The 22,863-nt window shown below is 43.5% G+C and carries 19 protein-coding genes and 6 tRNA genes; 1 reads left to right on the top strand and 24 read right to left on the bottom strand.

Annotation, left to right across the window (positions count from 1 at the left end; all coding sequences use genetic code 11):
* Positions 1-20 precede the first annotated feature (20 nt).
* From fabV to C8D97_RS01635, 13 genes are all read right to left on the bottom strand, one after another.
* Positions 21-1,199 (bottom strand): enoyl-ACP reductase FabV, encoded by a 1,179-nt coding sequence (fabV, locus tag C8D97_RS01695; protein WP_109761600.1) that lies wholly within the window; start codon positions 1,197-1,199, stop codon positions 21-23.
* Positions 1,200-1,386: 187 nt separating this feature from the next.
* Positions 1,387-3,288, bottom strand: a complete 1,902-nt coding sequence (locus C8D97_RS01690) for a SurA N-terminal domain-containing protein (protein WP_109761599.1) — start codon at positions 3,286-3,288, stop codon at positions 1,387-1,389.
* A 75-nt stretch (positions 3,289-3,363) separates the two neighbouring features.
* A tRNA-Asp gene (locus C8D97_RS01685) sits at positions 3,364-3,440 on the bottom strand.
* A 51-nt stretch (positions 3,441-3,491) separates the two neighbouring features.
* Positions 3,492-3,567: transfer RNA gene (locus C8D97_RS01680), tRNA-Val, on the bottom strand.
* A gap of 12 nt (positions 3,568-3,579) precedes the next feature.
* Entirely contained in the window at positions 3,580-3,852 is a 273-nt protein-coding gene (locus C8D97_RS01675) for an HU family DNA-binding protein (protein ID WP_109761598.1), read from the bottom strand.
* 348 nt (positions 3,853-4,200) lie between these two features.
* Positions 4,201-6,633, bottom strand: coding sequence for an endopeptidase La (gene lon / locus C8D97_RS01670; RefSeq protein WP_109761597.1), 2,433 nt, complete (start codon positions 6,631-6,633; stop codon positions 4,201-4,203).
* 278 nt (positions 6,634-6,911) lie between these two features.
* Entirely contained in the window at positions 6,912-8,207 is a 1,296-nt protein-coding gene (gene clpX, locus C8D97_RS01665) for an ATP-dependent Clp protease ATP-binding subunit ClpX (RefSeq protein WP_109761596.1), read from the bottom strand.
* Between the two features lie 158 nt (positions 8,208-8,365).
* Entirely contained in the window at positions 8,366-8,980 is a 615-nt protein-coding gene (gene clpP, locus C8D97_RS01660) for an ATP-dependent Clp endopeptidase proteolytic subunit ClpP (RefSeq protein WP_109761595.1), read from the bottom strand.
* Between the two features lie 218 nt (positions 8,981-9,198).
* Positions 9,199-10,497: a trigger factor gene (gene tig, locus C8D97_RS01655; protein ID WP_109761594.1), complete on the bottom strand. Its 1,299-nt coding sequence runs from the start codon at positions 10,495-10,497 to the stop codon at positions 9,199-9,201.
* Positions 10,498-10,622: 125 nt separating this feature from the next.
* Positions 10,623-10,707, bottom strand: a tRNA-Leu gene (locus C8D97_RS01650).
* Between the two features lie 119 nt (positions 10,708-10,826).
* Positions 10,827-10,902, bottom strand: a tRNA-His gene (locus tag C8D97_RS01645).
* A 64-nt stretch (positions 10,903-10,966) separates the two neighbouring features.
* A tRNA-Arg gene (locus tag C8D97_RS01640) sits at positions 10,967-11,043 on the bottom strand.
* Positions 11,044-11,084: 41 nt separating this feature from the next.
* Positions 11,085-11,161, bottom strand: a tRNA-Pro gene (locus C8D97_RS01635).
* A gap of 174 nt (positions 11,162-11,335) precedes the next feature.
* On the opposite strand from C8D97_RS01635, the gene folD reads away from it, so the two are divergent.
* Entirely contained in the window at positions 11,336-12,196 is an 861-nt protein-coding gene (folD, locus tag C8D97_RS01630) for a bifunctional methylenetetrahydrofolate dehydrogenase/methenyltetrahydrofolate cyclohydrolase FolD (protein WP_109761593.1), read from the top strand.
* Positions 12,197-12,330: 134 nt separating this feature from the next.
* On the opposite strand, the gene acpS is transcribed toward folD, so the two are convergent.
* From acpS to C8D97_RS01575, 11 genes are all read right to left on the bottom strand, one after another.
* Positions 12,331-12,711, bottom strand: a complete 381-nt coding sequence (acpS, locus tag C8D97_RS01625) for a holo-ACP synthase (RefSeq protein ID WP_109761592.1) — start codon at positions 12,709-12,711, stop codon at positions 12,331-12,333.
* Positions 12,702-13,442 (bottom strand): pyridoxine 5'-phosphate synthase, encoded by a 741-nt coding sequence (gene pdxJ, locus C8D97_RS01620; protein ID WP_109761591.1) that lies wholly within the window; start codon positions 13,440-13,442, stop codon positions 12,702-12,704. The genes acpS and pdxJ overlap by 10 nt, the downstream gene beginning before the upstream one ends.
* A 99-nt stretch (positions 13,443-13,541) precedes the next feature.
* On the bottom strand, positions 13,542-14,324 hold the full coding sequence (gene recO / locus C8D97_RS01615) for a DNA repair protein RecO (RefSeq protein WP_109761590.1): 783 nt from the start codon (positions 14,322-14,324) through the stop codon (positions 13,542-13,544).
* A complete protein-coding gene (gene era / locus C8D97_RS01610) occupies positions 14,324-15,229 on the bottom strand; it encodes a GTPase Era (protein ID WP_109761589.1) in 906 nt (301 codons plus the stop codon). Before era ends, recO begins: the two co-directional genes overlap by 1 nt.
* The gene (gene rnc / locus C8D97_RS01605; RefSeq protein WP_109761588.1) at positions 15,219-15,905 is read right to left on the bottom strand and encodes a ribonuclease III; all 687 of its coding nucleotides are present in this window, start codon (positions 15,903-15,905) and stop codon (positions 15,219-15,221) included. The genes era and rnc overlap by 11 nt, the downstream gene beginning before the upstream one ends.
* A 47-nt stretch (positions 15,906-15,952) precedes the next feature.
* On the bottom strand, positions 15,953-16,309 hold the full coding sequence (locus C8D97_RS01600) for a DUF4845 domain-containing protein (protein WP_109761587.1): 357 nt from the start codon (positions 16,307-16,309) through the stop codon (positions 15,953-15,955).
* A 54-nt stretch (positions 16,310-16,363) separates the two neighbouring features.
* Positions 16,364-17,212 (bottom strand): signal peptidase I, encoded by an 849-nt coding sequence (gene lepB, locus C8D97_RS18395; RefSeq protein WP_425348727.1) that lies wholly within the window; start codon positions 17,210-17,212, stop codon positions 16,364-16,366.
* 418 nt (positions 17,213-17,630) lie between these two features.
* Entirely contained in the window at positions 17,631-19,433 is a 1,803-nt protein-coding gene (gene lepA / locus C8D97_RS01590) for a translation elongation factor 4 (RefSeq protein ID WP_109761585.1), read from the bottom strand.
* A gap of 168 nt (positions 19,434-19,601) precedes the next feature.
* Positions 19,602-20,897, bottom strand: coding sequence for a Do family serine endopeptidase (locus tag C8D97_RS01585; protein WP_245411370.1), 1,296 nt, complete (start codon positions 20,895-20,897; stop codon positions 19,602-19,604).
* A 372-nt stretch (positions 20,898-21,269) separates the two neighbouring features.
* Positions 21,270-21,761, bottom strand: a complete 492-nt coding sequence (locus tag C8D97_RS01580) for a SoxR reducing system RseC family protein (RefSeq protein WP_109761584.1) — start codon at positions 21,759-21,761, stop codon at positions 21,270-21,272.
* Between the two features lie 316 nt (positions 21,762-22,077).
* Entirely contained in the window at positions 22,078-22,806 is a 729-nt protein-coding gene (locus C8D97_RS01575) for a sigma-E factor negative regulatory protein (RefSeq protein ID WP_170115102.1), read from the bottom strand.
* Positions 22,807-22,863: the final 57 nt, after the last annotated feature.

Genomic DNA, 22,863 nt, shown 5'->3' with positions numbered 1-22,863 from the left:
AAACTGATCTGTTTTATGAATTAAGACCAGCCCACCATAGGATCAACATCGGCATCATAATCAACATTGTCGATTCCAAAGCCAAACAACCTTAAGAAATCCAGATGATAACCGGCATAATCACCCAGCTCATCAAAGTTCTCGGTGGTAACCAGTTCCCATTTCTGTTTGATTTTTGACTGAATTTCATCGTTGGTTTCAACGGTGTCCATTCTTAACCGTTTCGCTTCATCAACCGGAGGATTGTCCGCCAATAACAAATCATTAAACAATCCATAAATTTGTTCAATAACGCCTTCATGGCAGCCTTCATCTTTCATAACCTGATACATTAATGAAATATACAACGGCATGACAGGAATCGCCGAACTGGCCTGAGTCACAACTGCTTTTAGTGAAGAAACATAGGCTTTTAAATTTAAATCACTGTAGGAATGATTTAACGCAGAAGCGGCGCGATCGAGATCTTCTTTTGCTTTACCAATGGTTGCATGACCGTAAATGGGCCATGTTAACTCTTTACCAATATAAGTATAAGCGGTAGTACGACAATTCTCAGCAAGTACACCAGCTTCATTAAGCGCCTTCATCCAAAGCTCCCAATCTTCGCCACCCATAACCTTGATTGTATTGTCTATATCATCCTGGTTAGCAGGTTCCAGAGTGACATCGTGGACAAGTTTTTTCGATGTATCAAAGGTTTTGGTGGTGTAAGTATTTCCAATGGGTTTAAGCGATGAATTATAAACAGTGCCATCATCGGGATCGACACGTCGTGGTGAAGCCAGACTGTATATCACTAAATCGACACTGCCCAAGTCCGATTTAATTAAATCGATTACTTGTTGTTTGCACTCGTGAGAAAAAGCGTCGCCATTAATGGTTTTACTGTATAGGTCATTGGCCTTTGCGGCTTTATGGAAGGCAGCTGTATTGTACCAGCCAGCGGTCGCTGTTTTCTTTTCGCTGGGTTCTTTTTCAAAACAGACACCTAGTGTTTTGGCACCAGAACCAAATGCAGCGGTTATTCTAGAGGCTAATCCGTAGCCGGTTGAACATCCAATAACCAATACATTTTTAGGGCCGTCTATGGGCCCCTTTTTCTTCACAAATTCAATTTGTTCCTGCACGGATGCTTCACAACCGACGGGGTGTGCATTAGTACAAATAAACCCACGAATTTTTGGTTTAATAACCATACTTTCATCAACCTCTTATGCCTTAGGCGAAATAAGCCGCATGTTAACCCGCCCTCAAAAAATTGAAAAGTACTTATCAAGAGGTCTGCTAAGTTGTTAACAACTTAGAGCGGATAATATTTACATCGGCTTCCCAGAAACAACAAAGCCGGGAAAACCCGGCTTTGTTGACAAAACGAAATAATAATTACTGAACGCGTTCTTCGAACTTAACCACATCCGCATCTTTTCGAGTCGCTTTGACTAGTGCAGAATAGCCTGAGTCCCCCATACTACGTTGAATTCGCGAAACTGCCTGCTTTTGCTCTGCATCAGAAAGCTTACTTATATCAGGAGTATTTACCTTGGTCACTTGAACCACGGCAAAGTCACCGCTCATTAGCTCACTGCCCATAGCTTTTGCAACACCATTTGTTGGCTTAGGTGCTTTGAATGCAATACGGGTAATATCAAAACCCAGCTCTGAAGAATTGCGTCGAATATTCGAGGCCTCTTTCCATTCAATGCCCATGTCCGCCAACTTTGCATCAACAGGTTCACCGTCATTCAGTTTCGCAACCAATGACTGACCAATTTCAGCTGCCGCTTCTCTCGCCTTCTTACGCTTTAACGCAGTCGTCACTTGAGATTTAACTTCTTCCAGTGATTTGGTTCTTGCAGGAATGTGTTGGTTGGCTCTTAAAACAACCGCATGATCTTCTGAAACTTCTATCGCAGATGAGTTCTTTCCATCAACCAGTACATCTTGACTGTAAGCTTCTTTAATCAGTTCTGCATTAGCAAAAATACCTTGACCACCTTGAGGTGAGAAAGGTTCACTGGTTTTGATTTCTAACTCTGTTTCAGCCGCTGCAGCAGTCAGTGAGTCGTAGCGATCAAAGGCCAGTTGTGCCATTTTATCTTTTTTAATGTAAAACGTTTCTTCCGCTTTATCATTTTTAAGGCGTGTTTCGATTTCACTTTTTACTTCTGCTAATGGTCGAACATCACCGTCTTTTATATCGAGTAGTTTTATGACATGAAAGCCAAACTCTGACTCAACAACGTCAGATACATCGCCAACAGACTCAAGTTCGAACATGGCTTTTTCAAACTCGGCGTCCATAACACCTCGTCCGGCAAACCCCAGATCACCACCTTGCTCGGCAGAAAAATCTTCGGACTCGGCTTTCGCGACTTCAGCAAAATCTTCACCACTGGCGATGCGAGCAGCGATGGCATCAATTTTGGCTTTCGCTTCGTCTTCGCTTTTATCTTCTGTATTAACCAGTATATGAGCGACCCGGCGTTCTTCTTCTGCACGGTATAAATCTTGGTTGCTGTCATAAAACTGTTTGATTTCATCTTCTGAAACGTCGATATCAGCAGCGAGATCATCCATGGTCAACTCGATATAATCCACTGTCAGTGTCTCAGCAACTTTATAGGAATCAAGATTGGATTGATAATACTGCTCAATTTCTTCATCAGAGATGCTAACAGTATCCAGGAATTGCTCAGACTTGATAGTAAAGGCTTTTACAGTCCGTTCCTGTTGTTGCAAAGCAATGCGTTGTTCTACTTCGTAGGGCATTGCTAATTCTGTATCGGAAAAAATTTGGATGAACTGGGATTGCGCAATGTCATCGCCAACCATTTGTCGAAACTCTTCTCGTGACCAGCCGCGTCGAACCAGTAACTGATCCAACATTGCTGTAGAAAACTTTCCATCCACTTGAAACGCTGGAATATCTTGTACCTGAGAAACCACCTGTGAGTCGGATGCTCTCAATCCCAGCTCTTTGACTTCTTGGGCAACCAGCTCACTATTAATCAATTTATCCAATACGCTCAGTCGAAACTCACGACGACGTTCGTCGGTCGGAAACATGGCATTGAACTGCTCACCATAACGCGCCGCTTCGGCTTGTACAGCAGCGTTTAAATCGTTTGCAGTGATATCATCATCATTCACCGTGGCCACAGCGTTTGGATCGCTGCCTAATCCTGAAGATGTGAAATAGCCTGCGAAGACAAATGAAATAACGACTATCGCAAGTAAAAATTTGATCCAGGGCTTCTGAACGCCCGTGCGAATACTCTCCATCATAACGAGATACCTGAGTGATTCTTTAAGTTAATTATTCTGATAAAAAAAACGCGCCTAATTGGCGCGTTCGTTTACTGGCGGAGCGGACGGGACTCGAACCCGCGACCCCCGGCGTGACAGGCCGGTATTCTAACCAGCTGAACTACCGCTCCTTATTCAGTTTCTTAATTAGTAACTAATTAAGATTTCCCACCGAAAAAACGTGGTGGGCGCTACTGGGCTCGAACCAGTGACCCTCGCCTTGTAAGGGCGATGCTCTCCCAACTGAGCTAAGCGCCCATCAAAGGCGCGCTAGTTTACCGCGTCTTTTAGAGCTTTACCAGCTTTAAATGCAGGAACAGTTGCCGCTGGAATTTGAATCTTTTCTTTTGTTTGAGGATTAAGGCCAGTACGTGCAGCACGCTGTTTTACGCTGAAAGTACCGAAGCCAACTAATGCTACCTGATCGCCTTTACGCAGTGATTCTGTAACGGCATCAAGAGTTGCATCTAACGCTCGTCCTGCTGCTGCTTTTGAAATATCGGCACCAGATGCAATTGCATCGATCAATTCTGATTTATTCACTCAACTTCCCCTTGTAATTGTTGTGTGGTTGAACGCCTGCAGCCGCATTATTCACTTTTTACCCTGCAGACAGGTATGCGAGCGAACTTTATACCAACTGGACAAATTAGCTGTCAAGCAACTTATGGTATGAACCCAGTATTTATGCGGCCTAGCGCTTACTTTTTCGACATATTAGATGTTTGTTTAACCAAATAACGGTTTTTACTCGTTAAATGTGATAGTCCACTTCATTTTTTTGAATATAGCAAAAAGTGTATTTTTGACGACTTAAAGAAAAAATAAAACCAATAGACGCATCTTATTTAACGATTCAAGAGCGTCTATTTTTCAATCAGTTAATGGGTATCAGTGAGCAGGATTTATATTGGCTGATAAATCCTCATCTTTCGATATAACCGTTTCGGCTGCCACAGATTCATCGTCTATGGCCACAGGTGATTCAGCAAATGCTACTTCTAGCACTTCATCGATCCACTGAACCGGAATGATCTCCAGATCACCAATGATATTCTTTGGTATTTCTTCCAGATCCCGAGTGTTATCTTTAGGAATAAGCACTTTGTGGATCCCCCCTCGGTGCGCTGCTAGAAGCTTCTCTTTCAAGCCCCCGATGCGCAGCACCTCACCCCGTAACGTTATTTCGCCTGTCATGGCGACTTCTGACAATACGGGTATGCCCGTCAGGCTTGAAACCAGAGCCGTACACATGCCAATACCGGCACTAGGACCATCTTTTGGAGTAGCACCTTCTGGCACATGAACATGTATATCCAGCTTTTCGTAAAAGTCTTTAGCGATCCCCAACCGGCTTGCCCGGCTTCTCACCACCGTCATGGCAGCTTTGATGGACTCCTGCATCACATCGCCAAGCTGTCCGGTGAACAATGTTTTACCTTTACCCGTTGTTGCCACGGCTTCAATGGTTAGCAAATCTCCGCCTACGGATGTCCAGGCCAACCCTGTCACCTGGCCAACCCGATGCTCATCGGATGCACGACCATAATCAAACTTTTCAACGCCCAGATACTTTTCGACATTTTTTTCCGAAACAATCAACTTTTTATCCCGTGGTGTCAGGGTCAAGTTTTTAACCACTTTACGACAGACCTTTGCAATTTCTCGTTCAAGCGAACGGACACCTGCTTCGCGAGTGTAGTGTTGAATCATTTTTCGAATCGCTTTCTTCTGGATCGACAACTCAGATTTTTTTAACCCGGCATTTTCAATTTGCTTTGGTAATAAATACTTTTCTGCAATTGCCAACTTTTCATCTTCGGTATAACCCGGAATACGGATCACTTCCATACGATCAAGCAGTGGCTCCGGAATATTCATGGAGTTTGCCGTACAGATAAACATGACTTCTGATAAGTCATAATCGACTTCGAGATAATGGTCGTTGAACGTATTATTCTGCTCAGGATCAAGCACTTCGAGTAATGCTGAAGAAGGATCGCCGCGCATGTCAGAGGCCATCTTATCGATTTCATCAAGCAGAAACAGTGGGTTTTTAACCCCGACCTTACTCATTTTCTGGATTATTTTACCGGGCATAGATCCGATATAGGTTCTGCGATGGCCTCTTATTTCAGCCTCGTCACGCACCCCCCCTAAAGAAACGCGAACATATTCCCGTCCGGTAGCTTTAGCGATTGAACGCCCCAAACTGGTTTTACCTACACCAGGAGGCCCTACAAGACATAGTACTGGGCCTTTAATTTTGTCGACACGCTGTTGCACAGCAAGATACTCAAGGATGCGTTCTTTAACTTCTTTTAATCCATAATGATCATCGTCCAACACCTTTTCGGCACCAGCCAGATCTTTTTTAATGTCGCCTCGCTCACTCCAAGGGATACTGATCATCCAGTCAATATAGCCACGAACTACGGTTGCCTCCGCTGACATGGGCGACATCATCTTCAATTTTCTCAGCTCGGTTTCCGCTTTTTCTTTGGCTTCCTCAGGCATTCCCGCCTGCTGGATTTTCTCTTCGAGCTCAGCAAGTTCTTTTCCAGAATCTTCGCCGTCTCCCAGCTCTTTCTGGATCGCCTTCATCTGTTCATTGAGATAATACTCACGCTGACTGCGTTCCATCTGTTTTTTAACACGGCCCCGAATGCGTTTTTCAACATGCAAAACATCGATTTCACCTTCCATCAAGCCCATCAGGTGTTCTAGCCGCTGCTTAACATCGTCAATTTCCAGGACTTTTTGCTTTTCTTCCACTTTTAACGTCAAGTGTGAAGCAATCGTATCGGTTAGACGGGCAATATCAGAAATACCCGACAAGGCGGATAAAATTTCAGGCGGTATTTTTTTATTCAGCTTAATATAACTCTCAAATAACTCGGTTGCTGAACGCATTAAGGCCTCGGCTTCTGCAGCCTCTGGCGTAACGTCGTCAAGTCGACTGACAGTAGCGCTTAATACATCGTCAAGCTCTTCAAACTGTGTTACTTGAGCGCGATATAAACCTTCCACCAACACCTTCACATTGCCATCAGGAAGACGCAGCATTTGCAGTATTTTGGCGACACTGCCGCTGGTGAAAATATCTTCCTGTTCAGGCGAATCCGTGGTGGCATCTTTTTGAGCCAGAAGCAAAATTTGTTTATTACCTTCATTAGCCTGTTCAAGCGCCTGAATGGATTTACTACGACCTACAAATAAAGGAATCACCATATGTGGGAAAACCACAACGTCGCGAAGTGGTAACACAGGTATTGTGCCTTGCGGATTTACTGTCTGTTCAGATTTATCTTGGGTATCGGACATAACAACCGTTGTCTCTTTGCTTAATTTAGTACTTATATGGGGGTAAGCTGCTGAGATTCAATTGAATGACAGAATAAACCTGCCAGCAGCGCTATTCAGAAACAACAAAGGCCAGAAACCTGGCCTTTGTTGTGATTATATTAAGAGCAAATGAGTAGAATAACTTCACTATTCCTCATGTTCATTAATGCACCTTCGAAAAGTCAATCTATTGAAGCTGGATAAAACATCATTCTCCAACGAAGGTACTAAACGTAAGATAAACAGGCTCTCAAGTATTATTTATCGGACGATGCCGCTTTGTTGCCAGACTCATTTTCAAAAATGAGTAATGGCTCCGACTCACCGTCAACCACTGCCTGATCAATAGCCACCTTGGAAACACTGTCCATGGACGGCAACTTGTACATGGTATCAAGCAATACTTTTTCCATAATGGAACGTAAGCCACGAGCTCCTGTACGGCGCTCCATACCTTTCCGTGCAACCGCTTTAAGTGCGTCTTCACGAAACTCAAGAACGACATCTTCCATTTCAAATAACTTGCTGTACTGCTTGGTCAATGCATTCTTAGGTTCTTTTAAAATTCGAACCAGAGCTTCTTCATCCAGCTCTTCGAGCGTCGCAACAATTGGAAGACGACCGACAAACTCAGGAATCAAACCGTATTTCACCAAATCATCCGGCTCAACGTCTCTCAAAACCTCACCAACGTTTTTACTGTCGTCTTTGGCTCTAACTTCAGCACCAAAACCGATACCGCTTTTCTCCGAACGATCGCGAATGACTTTATCGAGGCCAGCAAAAGCACCGCCACAGATAAACAGGATATTTCGGGTATCGACCTGCAAAAACTCCTGCTGAGGGTGCTTTCTGCCGCCTTGAGGAGGCACAGATGCAACGGTTCCTTCAATCAATTTAAGAAGCGCCTGCTGTACACCTTCGCCCGATACATCACGAGTAATCGAAGGGTTGTCGGCTTTTCGTGAGATTTTGTCAATCTCATCAATATAAACAATACCTTGCTGTGCCTTTTCAACGTCATAGTCACAACGCTGTAGTAACTTCTGAATAATGTTTTCAACGTCCTCACCGACATAGCCGGCTTCCGTTAAGGTGGTTGCATCAGCGATGGTAAAAGGTACGTTTAGAAGCCTTGCCAAAGTCTCTGCCAACAAAGTTTTACCACTACCCGTTGGCCCGACCAATAAGATATTACTTTTACCGAGTTCAACGTCATCCCCTTTACCACTAGTGGATGAATTTAAACGCTTGTAATGATTGTAAACCGCAACTGACAGAACTTTCTTCGCTTGAGCCTGGCCAATGACATACTCATCAAGTGTTTCATTGATTTCCTGAGGAGCAGGCAATTTAATGCCTTCAGACTCTTGAACAATATCTTCCACTTCTTCGCGAATAATATCGTTGCATAGTTCAACACACTCATCACAAATAAACACTGAAGGCCCAGCGATCAGCTTACGAACTTCGTGCTGACTTTTTCCGCAGAAAGAACAATAGAGCAATTTGCCACTATCGTCTTTGCCACCCGTGCCTTTTTTATCACTCATGAACTATCCTCAAATTCGGTTAAAAACACGTAGCCCACGGCTACTTTAATCCGATATACCTATATGTTAGCTGTTTTTGCCGTTTTGTCATAATTTCACTCAACGGATACCTTTATGCAATATCCCTTATAGCTAAATGAAATATATAAAGCCGTCAATTACTGCCGGCTAGTAATGACTTTATCAATAATGCCGTACTCTTCAGCAACACTGGCACTCATAAAGTTATCACGATCGGTGTCTTTCTCTATATCCGACAACTCACGACCTGTGTGGTGCGCCAGAATTTCATTTAATTTAGCACGCATTTGTAAAATTTCTTTGGCATGAATCTCAATATCAGAAGCTTGTCCCTGAAATCCACCCAATGGCTGGTGGATCATAATACGTGAATTTGGCAGTGCAAATCGCTTCTCTTTGGCTCCACCAGCCAGAAGGAAAGCACCCATGCTACAGGCTTGGCCAATACATAAAGTACTTACGTCTGGTTTGATAAACTGCATGGTGTCGTAGATTGACATCCCTGCAGTAACAGAGCCGCCCGGAGAGTTAATGTATAGAAAAATATCTTTTTCTGGATTTTCTGACTCCAAAAATAACATCTGTGCAACCACAAGGTTCGCCATATGATCTTCTACCGGGCCAACCAGAAATATAACTCGTTCTTTTAACAAACGAGAGTAAATATCGTAAGAGCGCTCACCTTTAGCGGTTTGTTCAACCACCATTGGCACTAATGCAGCCGCAGTTTCTAGATTCTTAGGGTCCAGCATGTTTTCTCCTATTGATTTCGCGCAGGACAGCAATTACTTGTTATCGGGGCAGTGTTCAATTAATCAACCCATAATGAATAATTTAGTTGTCTTAATAAAATTACCCAAATAAAAAGCCCGGATACCTCAACTATAGCAGCATTGGCTCCGGGCTTGTATTTTTTTAGTTAAATATTAACCACTTACAGTGAAGGGTTAATAGTTAACATTGTTCGTTATTATTGACCTTGCTGGTTCATAATCTCTTTGAATGTGGTCTCTTTGTCGACGACTTTAGCATCAGCAAGTACGCTATCGACCACTTTTTGCTCAAGAACCAGCTGTTCAATTTGAGACAGACGGGATTTGTCTTCTTTGTACCAGTTAATCACTTCTTCTGGCTGCTCATATACAGAAGCCATTTCTTCAAGCTGATTATTAATGTCTTCATCGTCAGCTTTAAGTTCTTTAGATTTGATCACAGAACCAATGATTAACCCCAGTTTTACACGACGTGTGGCTTGCTCTTCGAACATGGACGCAGGCAGATTCGCTGCCATGTCTTCGTTGCCACCGTATTGTGAGATCATTTGTTTACGCATAGCATCAATTTCACCATCGATGGCCGACTTTGGCACATCCACTTCGTGGGCTTCAATTAACGCATTCATCACTTGTTCTTTCACTTTCGACGTTAATGCATTTTTAAGTTCACGTTGCATATTCGCTTTAACGTCTTCTTTCATCTTGTTGATATTACCGTCTTCCACACCCAGTGCTTCTGCCAACTCACCAACTTTTGGTAACTCTTTCTTGTTGACCTTATGAACCGTGGTTTTAAACACAGCTTCTTTACCCGCTAACTCTTTCGCATGGTAGTCTTCAGGGAAAGTAACGGTTACATCTTTTTCGTCACCGGCTTTTGTATCAACTAACTGATCTTCAAAGCCAGGGATCATCGCGCCTGAGCCAATTTCCAGCTCATGATTTTCGGCCTTACCGCCAGAAAACTCTTCGCCGTCAATGGTGCCACTAAAGTCGATAACAACCTGATCGCCTTCTTTCGCTTTACGTTTTACTTCACTCCATGAAGCGCGCTGCTCACGTAATGTATCAAGCATTTCATTCAAATCTTCATCACCAACCTCAGCAGTAAACTGCTCGATGGTCACTTTTGACATATCCTGAGCTTCAATTTCAGGGTAAACCTCGAAAGTTGCGGTAAACTCTACGTCTTCACCCTCTTCGTTTTTAACAGGCTCGACGAAAGGAGCGCCTGCTGGGGTGATTTTTTCCTGAATGATGGCCTGGTAAAAGTACTGCTGCATCATTTCGCCCAACACTTCGTGTCGCACACTGTCACCAAAGCGCTTTTTAACCACTTTAAACGGTACCTTGCCCGGTCTGAAGCCGTTTAACTTCACATTTCGAGCGAGCTGTTGTAGGCGCTTTTGCGCTTCAGTATCAACGTTTTCGGCCGGAATGCTGACCGTTAACTTGCGCTCTAGCGCTGAAGTGGTTTCGACTGAAACTTGCATTGCAATACTCCAAAAAGGTTCTTGTATAAGTAGCAAAAAAAGCCGCCTAAGAAAGCAGCTGAATTATGCATCAGTAACTATAAACAATGCGGGGGGCTATTTGGCAAGATACATTTAAAGAAAACTGGTGCGAAAGGAGAGACTCGAACTCTCACGCCTCGCGGCACTGGAACCTAAATCCAGCGTGTCTACCAATTCCACCACTTTCGCGTTTTCTTTAATATCCATGACATGATGTGGTATCGGCCCTATGCTCACACCACCCTGCATGGTTTACACCGAATACTCACTTTAATAATAAAATAATGAGTTAATTATTCGGCCTAAACTGGGGTGAGTGATGGGATTTGAACCCACGACAACCGGAATCACAATCCGGGGCTCTACCAACTGAGCTACACCCACCATAAACACTTTAATGCTTGTGTCGTATACGGTTCGTCTGCACTGAGCAACACCACCGTAAAACTGGCGCGCCCGGCAGGATTCGAACCTGCTACCCACGGCTTAGAAGGCCGTTGCTCTATCCAAATGAGCTACGGGCGCTTTATAAAACCTAACCCATGAACACAAGCACAATTGTAAACTGGTCGGGGAAGAGGGATTTGAACCCCCGACATCCTGCACCCAAAGCAGGCGCGCTACCAGACTGCGCTATTCCCCGATAATGTACTCAAAGGGCATTGCCCTCCGAAGAGCGCGCATAATACTGATTTCACTCGAGGGCGTCAATAAGGAAAAACATTTTATTGAGTGATTTTTCGGGCTTTCAACCTTCTCCGTTTCTTGAGAAAATACATCTTATACGAATCGGTTATTTACTGGGCAGCTTTAAGATATGACAGCAAAAATTATTGATGGCAAAGCCATCGCCAAAACACTCCGTCAAAACATTGCCAGTAAAGTGGCTGATCGAGTGGCACAAGGTAAAGCGAGACCCGGGCTTGCAGTGATTCTGGTGGGTGATGACCCGGCATCATCAATCTACGTCAGCAAGAAGGTTCAGGCCTGTGAAGAAATAGGCTTTCGCTCCCAGAAGATAGAGCTGCCAAGCTCCACCAGTGAGCAAGAACTGTTATCTACCATCGATACGCTAAATGAAGATGATTCGGTTCATGGCATTTTACTGCAATTACCGATTCCGGCTCATATTGACTCCAATAAGGTACTGGAAAGAATTAACCCAGCCAAAGATGTGGATGGCTTTCATGCTTTTAATTTAGGCCGACTGGTTCAACGAAACCCACTACTTCGCTCCTGCACTCCAAAAGGGATTGTCACTCTGCTGGAATCTCTGGAGGGCGTCGATATTCGAGGAATGAACGCCTGTATTGTTGGCGCATCAAATATTGTCGGTCGTCCAATGGCGTTAGAGCTGTTAATAAAAGGCTGTACGGTGACCGTTACTCACCGCTTTACCCGTGACTTGGCGGCACAACTGGCCAATGCGGACTTGGTGGTGGTTGCAGTAGGCAAACCCGGAATCGTAAAAGGCGAGTGGATAAAGCCGGGAGCGATTGTGGTTGATGTCGGCATCAATCGACTGGAAGATGGCTCCATTGTCGGTGACGTTGATTACCAAGTCGCTGCTGAACGTGCAGGCTGGATCACACCAGTACCGGGCGGTGTAGGCCCAATGACCGTCGCATCGTTAATGGAAAATACCTTACTGGCAACCGAAATTGCCGAACAATCTTAAAAGATTGCAATTAACAAACTGAGTTATATCGCTGGTTGTTTAGTATCAGTCAGTTTAATGTAAAACAACGGCTTCATTTTGAAGTCGTTGTCTATGCAACTTAGTTTCATTAATAAACTAGCTAAAACTCTGTTCTAGCTTTCAGCAATCGCAAAAGCAATCGCCTGATTTTCTTCATCCGAAATGCTGATATGCAGCGACACAACACCCAGCTCTGCCATTAAGTCGTGCGCTTTACCACCAACATCCACAACAGGCTTGCCATTTTCATCGTTTAAAACGGTAAAATCATCAAATCTAACACCTTTTGCCAGTCCGGTGCCCAAAGCTTTCATAATGGCTTCTTTCGCAGCAAATCGTTTCGCCAGAAAATGAGCCGGTTGTACTTTAAACTTTTTAGAGGTCAACTCATCATTCGACAAAATACGCTCAGCAAAGCGCTTGCCAAATCGCTTAAAGGATTTTTCAACCCGGCTTATTTCAACTATGTCAGTACCTATGCCAACTATGGCCATTGCCTTGCCTCTACAATTAATCGCTTCATTTCTGTTACAGCCTGCTGCAGTCCACTGAATACCGCCCGAGCAATAATTGCATGACCAATATTAAGCTCTATGATTTCCGGTATTTTCGCAATAGGCTGAACATTGTGGTAATGCAATCCATGCCCGGCATTAACCTGTATCCCCATGTTATGGGCATAAGAAGCAACTTGTTGAATACGTTTTAACTCTGTCACCTGCTCCTTTTCAGATTGAGCATCGGCATAGCCACCAGTATGCAGCTCAATCAGTGGTGCGCCACATCGTTTGGCAGCATCAATTTGTGATGTATCAGCGTCAATAAATAACGAAACCTGTATCCCCACATTAGCCAAGCGCTCACAAGCATTACTGATAGCTGCCTCATTAGCCACCACATCAAGACCGCCTTCTGTGGTCAACTCTTCACGCTTTTCTGGCACAAGACACACATAAGTGGGCTTCACTTTTTCTGCAATGGATAGCATTTCATCGGTTACCGCCATTTCGAGATTCATGCGTGTTTCCAGAGTTTCTTTTAACAAAAACACATCACGATCAACAATATGTCGACGATCTTCACGCAAATGAATAGTGATACCATCGGCCCCAGCTTGCTCAGCAATAGCAGCGGCAGTTACCGGCTCTGGATATGTGGTACCACGAGCGTTTCTAAGTGTTGCAATATGATCAATATTCACACCGAGTAAAACAGGTTGTTTCATATTTTAAAATCTCCAAATCAAAACGTTCAGATGTATTGACTGAACTTATTAATCTTTAGAATTTAGCCAATCGCATTTGCCGCGATAGATATTTTCCAGCTATGCCTTATTATTCTGCATAGATAATGATGCTTTTTGGGTTTGTTGATAACGCCCATGCCATTTAAGCCACAACTCTCGACTGTTCAGCTTTGTTGTACCTAGCTGTGCATCGATCAGTCGACGATTAATGTACTTAACAGTGGATAACACGGCAGCATCGGATAAATATTGTCTGGAAATAGCTAACAGTGCTTCGCCTTTTAGTGGCACATGTGATGACCTTGATTCGACATTTTTATCATCCATAGCGACACACTCAAAGCCATAAAAAGGCGTAAGCCGATAAAATTCATTTGCATCAATTGCATTACCATTTACGTCTTGCTCATAATCAACATTAACGCCCATTTCCGTTAACAAACACTGCTCAAATAAACGAATTGATAACAGCGTATTCTGACGTGTCGAAATGGCTTTAAAGCAATTCAATATTTTTGAAAACAACGATGGGTGAGGATCTCCGGGATGGGTTAGTTTAATCAGCAACTCGCTGATATAACTGGCCATGGCAAAAGACTCCCCATAAAAACCTGCCGTACTCTCAATAACTTCAGGACGGACGAGTGACTTTATTTCACCACGTCCGGTAACACAGGCTTCAATCAACACGCCCATCTGTAATTGCGCGCGTAAACTTTGTTTGCCCGTTCGCCTGGCACCTTTTGACAATACTGGTATACGCCCCTGGTGTTCAGAAAAGGTTTCAATAATTAAACTGGAATCACTGTATGGGCGACTATGCAATACAATAAGCGGTATGGCGGTTCGCTCACTTGTCATTATTGCTCATCGTAGCCTAAGGATCGCAGTGCTCTTTCATCATCGGCCCAGCCATCTTTTACCTTCACCCAGGTTTGCAAAAACACTTTGCCATCAAAAAGTCGCTCCATTTCCTGACGTGCATCACGACCAATGACTTTTAGTTTTTCACCTTTATTGCCAATCACAATGGCTTTTTGACCTTTACGCTCCACCAAAATAAGACCACTGATGTGCATGGTACCTTTTTCATCGTACTCAAACTTCTCAATCTCTACGGTAACAGAATAAGGAATTTCATTACCCGAGTGCCGCATAATTTTTTCACGAAGAATTTCGGCTGCCAAGAAACGTTGACTGCGATCGGTCACATAGTCTTCCGGAAAGTAATATTCACCTTCTGGCATACGTTTAAACAAAATACTTTCTAGCAGCTCTACGTTATCGCCTTTTTCTGCAGAACCAGGGATCACTTCAAGAAAGTCGTATTGACTGCCCAACTGTTGCAAGTGTGGTAGTAATTCTGTTTTGTTTTTTACATTGTCGATTTTATTAACAAATAATATCGCTGGCGCTTTCGACTGTTTGATAAAATTTAACGCCAAGTCATCGTCTTTATTCCAAAGTGTGCCATCCACCACCAGCACATTAATATCAACTTCTTTGGTTGATGAGCTGGCGGCTTTATTCATCAGTCGATTAATCGCACGAGTCTCTTCAACATGAAGCCCTGGCGTATCCACATAAATCACTTGAGTATTATCTTTTGTATCAATACCCAAAATTCTATGACGAGTGGTTTGAGGTTTTTTTGACGTAATACTGATCTTTTGTCCCAGAAGTCGATTTAACAGCGTTGACTTACCAACGTTTGGTCGACCTACTATGGCAACATAACCACATCGTGTTTTCTTATCAGTTGCCATGTTTGATTTGCTCCATCATTTTTTGCGCAGCAGACTGTTCAGCCTTTCGTCGACTTGAACCTTGTCCTTCGGTGGATAAGTTAGCTCCGGCAACAGTACACTGAACCCAGTAAGTTCGATTATGATCTTGTCCTTCGGAACGGGTGACTTCGTATTCAGGCAAAGATTTTTGCCGTCCTTGAAGCCACTCTTGTAACTGTGTTTTAGGATCTTTTTCTGCCATCGATAACGACAATTTTTGATAACGAGACTGGTAAAGAGAGTCGATAACCTGATTCACCGATTTAACGCCACTGTCGAGATAAATAGCACCCAGCAAAGCCTCAAATGCATCGGATAAAATAGAAGCGCGACGAAAGCCACCGCTTTTCAATTCACCACCACCAAGCGATAACAAGTCACCTAATGATAATTCATTGGCAACTTCTGCCAGTGTTTTTTCTTTAACCAACTTGGCGCGTAAACGCGTCATCTGCCCTTCGTCTGCGTTGGGAAAGATCTCAAACAGTTTTGCTGCGATAATAAATCCCAAAATGCTATCACCTAAAAACTCAAGGCGCTCATTATGAGCGCCTTTTGCACTTCGGTGCGTTAAAGCCTGTTCTAATAAAGTGTTGTCATTGAACTGATAATTCAATTGCGACTGTAATGCTTCAAGAGCTTGGTGTTGGCGCATAAAATACTCAAATGATTAGTTGTTCAATAACAAACATAAGGTAGGTGTTAAATTACGATTTTATTTCGAAACTCAACTAAAATAAACAAATTACTGATCAGTGGAACTTTCACATCATAATCAATAGACACTTCCATCTTGCCACTTCTTAATGGCTTGAACTTGATATTTTCTTCACCGACGCGATCAACCTGATCAATTTGAAATTGCGACAAGATTTTATTTTTTACTTCCCGCTTGGTTAATGCAGTACCAGCGCTTTCTACATTTTTAAGTGCTTTTTTTACACTCATACTTTCTATATATACGGGTGTTAGACTCATGCCGACATAAAGAAAAATACCAACCATGCCACCAATAAACAACCACTGCCAAAAGGTTGCGCCTCTTTGTTTCTGATACATGATTGCTCTCCTGTGTTGATTATTATTTTAGTTTAGCAGAATGCCTGTTTTTTGTTACTTAATGGCGCCAACCCGGTCAAAGTTAACGCCGGTTGGAATATAGCTTAAAATACCGCCTTTTTCTTCAAACCCAAACTCCAGATGCAACCATATGGCTTCGGCTTTTCCGACCATCATGGATTCAGGAACAAAGCCCCAAAAGCGAGCATCACTGCTGTGATTACGGTTATCCCCCATAACAAAAAAGCTATTTTCAGGAACGACAACACCTTTTTTCCAGTCTTCGTAATATGCACCAACGGAAGCGAATAATTGACGTTTGTTTACCTTTTCACCAGCTCTTACTGCATCATTATAACGGCTGACAAACTGTGCCGAATATCGATCAACACCCTTTGCTTCTGGTTCAATTAAAATATCATGACTTACACCTGCCAAGTTTTCCTGATACACATCCGCCCCTTCAAAGCCACGTGCTGATACCAATGTCTGTCTAATTTTATTTTTTACACCACAGGTTAAATTGGCTTTTTTCGCAGCAGCTATAGCTTGCTCAGTTCTGCAATTGGGTTTAATAAACACTTGCTGACTGGGTGTGTAATAGACCGTATCGCCCGGCAATGCAATAAGACGTTTAATGTAATCTTTTTCAGGTTCATGGGGCGCTCTAAAAACAACAACATCACCACGTTTAGGCTTAGCACCATCTGTTAGCTTGGTTTTAGTAACCGGCAAGCGCAACCCATAGGCAAATTTATTGACCAATATAAAATCATGCACCCAAAGGGTTGGCTTCATTGAGCCAGAGGGAATTTTAAAAGGTTCATAAAAAAATGAGCGTAACGAAACAATAATTAACAATAATGGAAAAAATGACCAGCCATAATCAATCCACCAGGGCATTTTAGAAATGCTCTGCACTTCTTTTTCGTCGGGATGAGAATGTCGTTGATAAAGCTCATGCACTTGTTGTTTTTTCTTTTTCTCAAGATACAATTTTTCAACCAACGTAATAACAAAGCTTATGCCTAGCGCAACAACCAGAATAAGTTCAAAATTTGGCAACATTAGCCAAACAATGGCGGCAACACAGGTCAACACAAACATCGAGTCCGAAAACTCAACCCAGCTTGGCTTGGCTAAAATTTTCTCAGCCGTATCAAAATCAAGGTTACGCTTTTTCTGTTTCGCCGCATTCATTTGATCTCGGCGCTGCTTCGACCATACCCACTTATCCAGTCCACTGACAATAGTCGATATAACAAACGCAACAACTAAAAATGTTTGAAAGTCCATATGCAAATTAACTCACCTGTTTATTTTATTCTTTGCCTACTTGAAGCACTGCTAAAAAGGCATCTTGTGGGATCTCCACACGTCCTACCTGCTTCATGCGCTTTTTACCTTCTTTCTGTTTCTGCAATAATTTTTTCTTACGGCTGACATCACCGCCATAACATTTTGCCGTTACGTTTTTACGTAAAGCCTTTACGGTTGAGCGAGCAACAATTTGATTGCCAATGGCAGCTTGAATCGCCACCTCAAACATTTGCCGCGGGATCAGCTCTTTCATTTTTTCAACCAGCGCACGGCCCCGATAAAACGCTTGCTCCCGATGCACAATCATTGCCAGAGCATCAACTTTATCGCCATTAATCATAATATCGAGACGTGATAAAGATGCCGGTTGGAAACGAATAAAGTTATAGTCGAGTGATGCATAGCCCCGGCTAACCGACTTTATACGATCAAAGAAATCCAGCACTACTTCGTTCATCGGCAGCTCATAAGTCAAAGACACCTGATTGCCCGCGTATTGCATATTTTTTTGAACGCCACGCTTTTCAACACACAAAGTAATAACATTCCCGAGATAATCTTGAGGAACCAAAATACTGGCTTCAACAATGGGTTCTCGCATCTCAGCAATATCACCCGGCTCAGGCAGCTTGGAAGGGTTATCAACATAAACCACTTCACCACTGTTGGTTTCAATTTCAAACACAACGGTTGGCGCGGTAGTGATTAAATCGAGGTTGTACTCTCGCTCCAGTCGCTCCTGAATGATTTCCATATGCAGCATGCCTAAAAAGCCACATCGAAAACCAAAGCCCAAGGCCGTTGAATTCTCTGGTTCAAAAAAGAGTGACGCATCATTCAAACTTAACTTGCCAAGCGCATCGCGAAAGCTTTCGTAATCATCGGATGATACGGTGAACAGTCCCGCATACACTTGCGGCTTCACTTTTTGAAAACCGGGCAGTCGCTCTTTCGATGGTTCTTTAACCAGAGTTAAGGTGTCCCCAACAGGAGCACCATGAATATCTTTAATGCCAGCAATCACATAGCCTACTTCTCCGGCTCTTAAGGTACCGGTATCTTTGCGCTTGGGAGTAAAGATACCAACCTGATCTACGAGATGAGATTTGCCAGTCGACATAACCAGCATTTTATCGCCACTGTTTAATGTGCCTTCCATTACACGTACCAGAGAGACAACCCCCAGGTAATTATCAAACCATGAATCAACTATAAGTGCTTTCAATGGCGCTTTATCATCGCCTTGAGCAGGTGGAATCTTGGCAACAATGGTTTCCAGAACATCTTCAATACCGACACCGGTTTTTGCAGAGCATTTCACCGCATCAATGGCTTCAATGCCTACAATGTCTTCTATTTCCTGACTCACTCTTTCCGGATCAGCGGCGGGCAGATCAATTTTATTCAGAACAGGAATAACCTCAAGATCTTGCTCTATTGCCGTATAGCAGTTGGCCACGGTTTGCGCTTCTACGCCCTGTCCGGCATCAACAACTAAAAGCGCACCTTCACAGGCGGCAAGTGAACGTGAGACTTCATACGAAAAATCCACATGTCCGGGGGTATCAATGAAATTCAGTTGATAAGTATTTCCGTCTTTGGCTTTGTAGTCGAGGGTGACACTCTGTGCTTTTATGGTGATCCCTCGCTCTCGCTCAAGATCCATAGAATCCAGTACCTGTTCTTCCATTTCACGATCACTCAGACCACCACAAAAATGGATAAGCCTGTCCGACAAGGTCGACTTACCATGGTCGATATGTGCAATGATAGAAAAGTTTCGAATGAATTGTGTGTATGACATAGTGTTGGATAGCCCAGAAACGTCTTAATAACTGCGATGTAGCGACTTCATCAGCGCCAGCCCAGTATTTGGTGCATCAAAAGGCGCGATTCTACCGCATTTTACACCACAAAGGCAGAGGAAGCTGCAGCAGATATCAGGCTATTCTGCTGCAGCCATCGTTCAGGGCTAGTTTTGTTCCAGTTTTAGCACCAGAAATCGCGGGCCATAGCCTCGGCGATTCACCAACACAGCGACAGAGCCGCTTTCAGGCAGTCGTTCCAATGCAGCCTCATAATCGTCAAGATCCGCAATACGCTGTTGGTTAAGCATCTGCAAGATATCACCTTCGCGGATACCGGCATCTTGTGCAGGTCCCGCTACAACACGGCGCACCAGCACACCATAATCGACATCGGCCGCTTCCTGTAAACGATCGGGCAACTCGGTCACATACAATCCTAATGACGACTCGGAGCTTTCACCGGGCCGTCTTTGTGCCGCTACTTCAGCATCTGGACGTTCACCCACTGTCACTTCAAGTGTTTTTAACTTGCCTTCTCGCATAACCACAAGATCCACCTCTTCACCGGGGCGAATACGACCCACCATAAAGGGTAAGTCTGCAGCATTTATCAGTTTGTGATCATTCACTTCAAGTACTATGTCACCCACTTCAAGACCACCTTTTTCTGCAGGCGAATCTGGCGAAACCGCGTTTATAACAGCGCCTCTTACCTCTTCCACACCAAGGGCTTTGGCCAGATCATAATCCAGCTCTTCATAACCAACGCCAAGATAACCGCGACTCACCCGACCATCTTTTCGCAACTGTTCGCTGACATCTATTGCTAAATCCATGGGAATAGCAAACGCCAGCCCCATATTGCCGCCGGACATACTGAATATCTGGGAATTAATGCCAACCACTTCACCATCGGCATTAAACAGTGGTCCACCTGAATTACCGCGATTAACAGCAGCATCTGTCTGAATAAAAGGCACGTACTGCTCAGTTCTTAGACTACGCCCCTTGGCACTGACGATGCCGGCAGTTACCGTATGTTCCAGTCCAAATGGCGCACCATAAGCCAATACCCAGGCGCCAACTTTTAGTTTTTCAACGTTTCCTACGGTCACTTTTTGCAGGTCAGGAGCATCGATTTTTAACAAAGCAATATCGGTACCTGAATCCTCACCAAGCAGCTCTGCCTTATAAATTTTCTTATTCACCAACTGTACAAAGATGGATTCAACACCATGAATAACGTGTCGATTGGTTAATACATAACCGCCTTCATCGATCACAAAACCTGAGCCCGATGGTCCAGGAGCCTTACGCCCACGACTTTCCACTTCGGTCTTGATCACAACGACAGACGGTCGAACTTTTTCAACAACCTTGGAAAAATCGGGATAGGCCGCCTGAGCAACCGTGGAAAGCATTAAAAAAATTGAAATAGAAAATGCCTTTAATAGTGTCACCGTTAAATTCTCCTTCAAATGGGTTGACGGTAATAACGACAAGGATCACATTGATCCGAAACTAGAGCGTGTTTATCTTTCATTATTTGAGATGTTGAAAGTTAAAATTAAGCCAGTCGCGGCGTGAATTTTGAGGTTTAGTTACTCTAAATAAGAAATTCACAACAAAGAGTGGCTTAATTTTAGCCTCAACCCTTCGGGCAGGGGTTATTTTATGACACAACTGCGTTATCGGTCATTTAAATAGAATAACTATTCATCACTCCCTCTGCCTTGTTGTGTCATAAAATAACCGCCTGCATCCCAAAGAATGAAAGATAAACACGCTCAAAGCTAAGACTCTCTGCAAAAATAAAAGTGCTGAAATTCTCTTTAAGTCGGCTGTTCTATTTGTAACACCATGTTAGGTTCAACCTTTGCAAGCAAGGTGATTTGTGAGGTTGCCCCAGTTTCCAGACGTTTGCAAAGCAATCGGGCCACCGCAAAGCCAGCCAGCAAACCAAAAATAGACCAGAGAACCACCCATGCCTCGGACATAAGCATACTCTGTGCAATAACGGCTGTTACAAACATGGCAAATACAGGAAACAGATAGAGTAACAATGAAGCCATTAGCAGGCTGCGCTCTGGGATGGAAATCAAAACATCATCACCCGCTTTAACCCCTAAAGTATTTTTAACTTTAAGATAAAACCGTCGACGACCAAACAAATGACTCAATAAGCCTGTTCCACACACCTGATTAGCGTCACAAGAATGACAACCACTCCGGGTTATCGATGATAGCCAGACATAACCATCACTTTCAGACACAACATGCGCAGTTTCTTTGTGAAATGAAGATTTATCGTATGAAGATGCCATCACCGGATGAGTCCTGGAGCATTATGCTAAGTCGTTTAATTTACACAGAGTAATAAGAGATTTTTTATCATAATCTTATCATTGGGATAAATTCGTAAAAACTCAAGTCAATAGAACTGACTATCCCAACAAAAATCTACACTAAACTCGTTCCTGGAATAAACCTTGTCATGATACACGTCAATTCTGAGTAACCACTGAGTAACCATGAAATAAGCAACTATAAATATAGCCGTTCTAAAACAAAATCGGCGCTGCAAAATTGCAACGCCGAAATAATAAGTTTAATTAATAATGATGATAAGACTGAAAAATATCAAGGACGACCGTTTTGCAACTCCTGCTGAGCTTTTAGCTCGGCTTCGCGATTACGCTTTTCAAGCTCAACCATCACCTGACGAAATTGTTTGGGGGTCATGCGAAAGGTTTTAACCTGCTCACCACTAACCAGTCGCACATAGGGCAATGACTGCTGTGACGACTGCGATACATTACTGATTTGCGCATTAGCTGTTGAACCATTTTGCTGGGAATAACGGCTGAAGATAGTATTGATTCGATCTAGCTGAGCTTTTTCTTCTTCCGTAACATGGTATTCGGCTAACAAGGTATCATTTGCATTACCTTGCTGGGCACTAGAGTTATTTTGAGCTCCGGAATGATTAAAATCATCACTGATATCAGCGGTAGCTGGTGAATCGACAGCGGTAACTTCTGGATACCATTGAACACCAACCACTACGGCTAAAGCCACAGATGCGGCAACTGCCCAGCCGGTAAATGTTTTTCTAACATTAGAAACATTTCGAGGCGCTAAAATGGCTGGTTCATCGGCTATTGCCGAAGCAACTCTATCGCTGAAGCCCGACTGCCAGTGCGCTGAAGTTTCATTTTGCATCACGGCACGGATAGCATGATAAGACTCAAAAGACTGCTTTCCATCAGAAGATGAAGCCAGTGACTGATACAAAGCTTCAGAAGAATGCTCTGAAAGCTCATCGTCCATCCAGGCGGACACCTTCTCATTTAATTCATTTTGCTTCATCTCAACCAACCCGTTGTGACACATTAAAATCGTTTCGACGCTTTTAAAAGCGTTCTA

The sequence above is a fragment of the Pleionea mediterranea genome, from assembly GCF_003148745.1.
Taxonomy (GTDB): domain Bacteria; phylum Pseudomonadota; class Gammaproteobacteria; order Enterobacterales; family Kangiellaceae; genus Pleionea; species Pleionea mediterranea.
This window is presented reverse-complemented; position numbering and strand designations above follow the sequence as displayed.

Excerpts from the sequence above, each read along its gene's own strand:
- fabV (WP_109761600.1), bottom strand. The coding sequence starts at position 1,199 with ATGGTTATTAAACCAAAAATTCGTGGGTTTATTTGTACTAATGCACAC.
- C8D97_RS01690 (WP_109761599.1), bottom strand. The coding sequence starts at position 3,288 with ATGATGGAGAGTATTCGCACGGGCGTTCAGAAGCCCTGGATCAAATTT.
- lon (WP_109761597.1), bottom strand. The coding sequence starts at position 6,633 with ATGTCCGATACCCAAGATAAATCTGAACAGACAGTAAATCCGCAAGGC.
- clpX (WP_109761596.1), bottom strand. The coding sequence starts at position 8,207 with ATGAGTGATAAAAAAGGCACGGGTGGCAAAGACGATAGTGGCAAATTG.
- clpP (WP_109761595.1), bottom strand. The coding sequence starts at position 8,980 with ATGCTGGACCCTAAGAATCTAGAAACTGCGGCTGCATTAGTGCCAATG.
- tig (WP_109761594.1), bottom strand. The coding sequence starts at position 10,497 with ATGCAAGTTTCAGTCGAAACCACTTCAGCGCTAGAGCGCAAGTTAACG.
- folD (WP_109761593.1), top strand. The coding sequence starts at position 11,336 with ATGACAGCAAAAATTATTGATGGCAAAGCCATCGCCAAAACACTCCGT.
- acpS (WP_109761592.1), bottom strand. The coding sequence starts at position 12,711 with ATGGCCATAGTTGGCATAGGTACTGACATAGTTGAAATAAGCCGGGTT.
- pdxJ (WP_109761591.1), bottom strand. The coding sequence starts at position 13,442 with ATGAAACAACCTGTTTTACTCGGTGTGAATATTGATCATATTGCAACA.
- recO (WP_109761590.1), bottom strand. The coding sequence starts at position 14,324 with ATGACAAGTGAGCGAACCGCCATACCGCTTATTGTATTGCATAGTCGC.
- era (WP_109761589.1), bottom strand. The coding sequence starts at position 15,229 with ATGGCAACTGATAAGAAAACACGATGTGGTTATGTTGCCATAGTAGGT.
- rnc (WP_109761588.1), bottom strand. The coding sequence starts at position 15,905 with ATGCGCCAACACCAAGCTCTTGAAGCATTACAGTCGCAATTGAATTAT.
- C8D97_RS01600 (WP_109761587.1), bottom strand. The coding sequence starts at position 16,309 with ATGTATCAGAAACAAAGAGGCGCAACCTTTTGGCAGTGGTTGTTTATT.
- lepB (WP_425348727.1), bottom strand. The coding sequence starts at position 17,212 with ATGCCCTGGTGGATTGATTATGGCTGGTCATTTTTTCCATTATTGTTA.
- lepA (WP_109761585.1), bottom strand. The coding sequence starts at position 19,433 with ATGTCATACACACAATTCATTCGAAACTTTTCTATCATTGCACATATC.
- C8D97_RS01580 (WP_109761584.1), bottom strand. The coding sequence starts at position 21,761 with ATGGCATCTTCATACGATAAATCTTCATTTCACAAAGAAACTGCGCAT.
- C8D97_RS01575 (WP_170115102.1), bottom strand. The coding sequence starts at position 22,806 with ATGAAGCAAAATGAATTAAATGAGAAGGTGTCCGCCTGGATGGACGAT.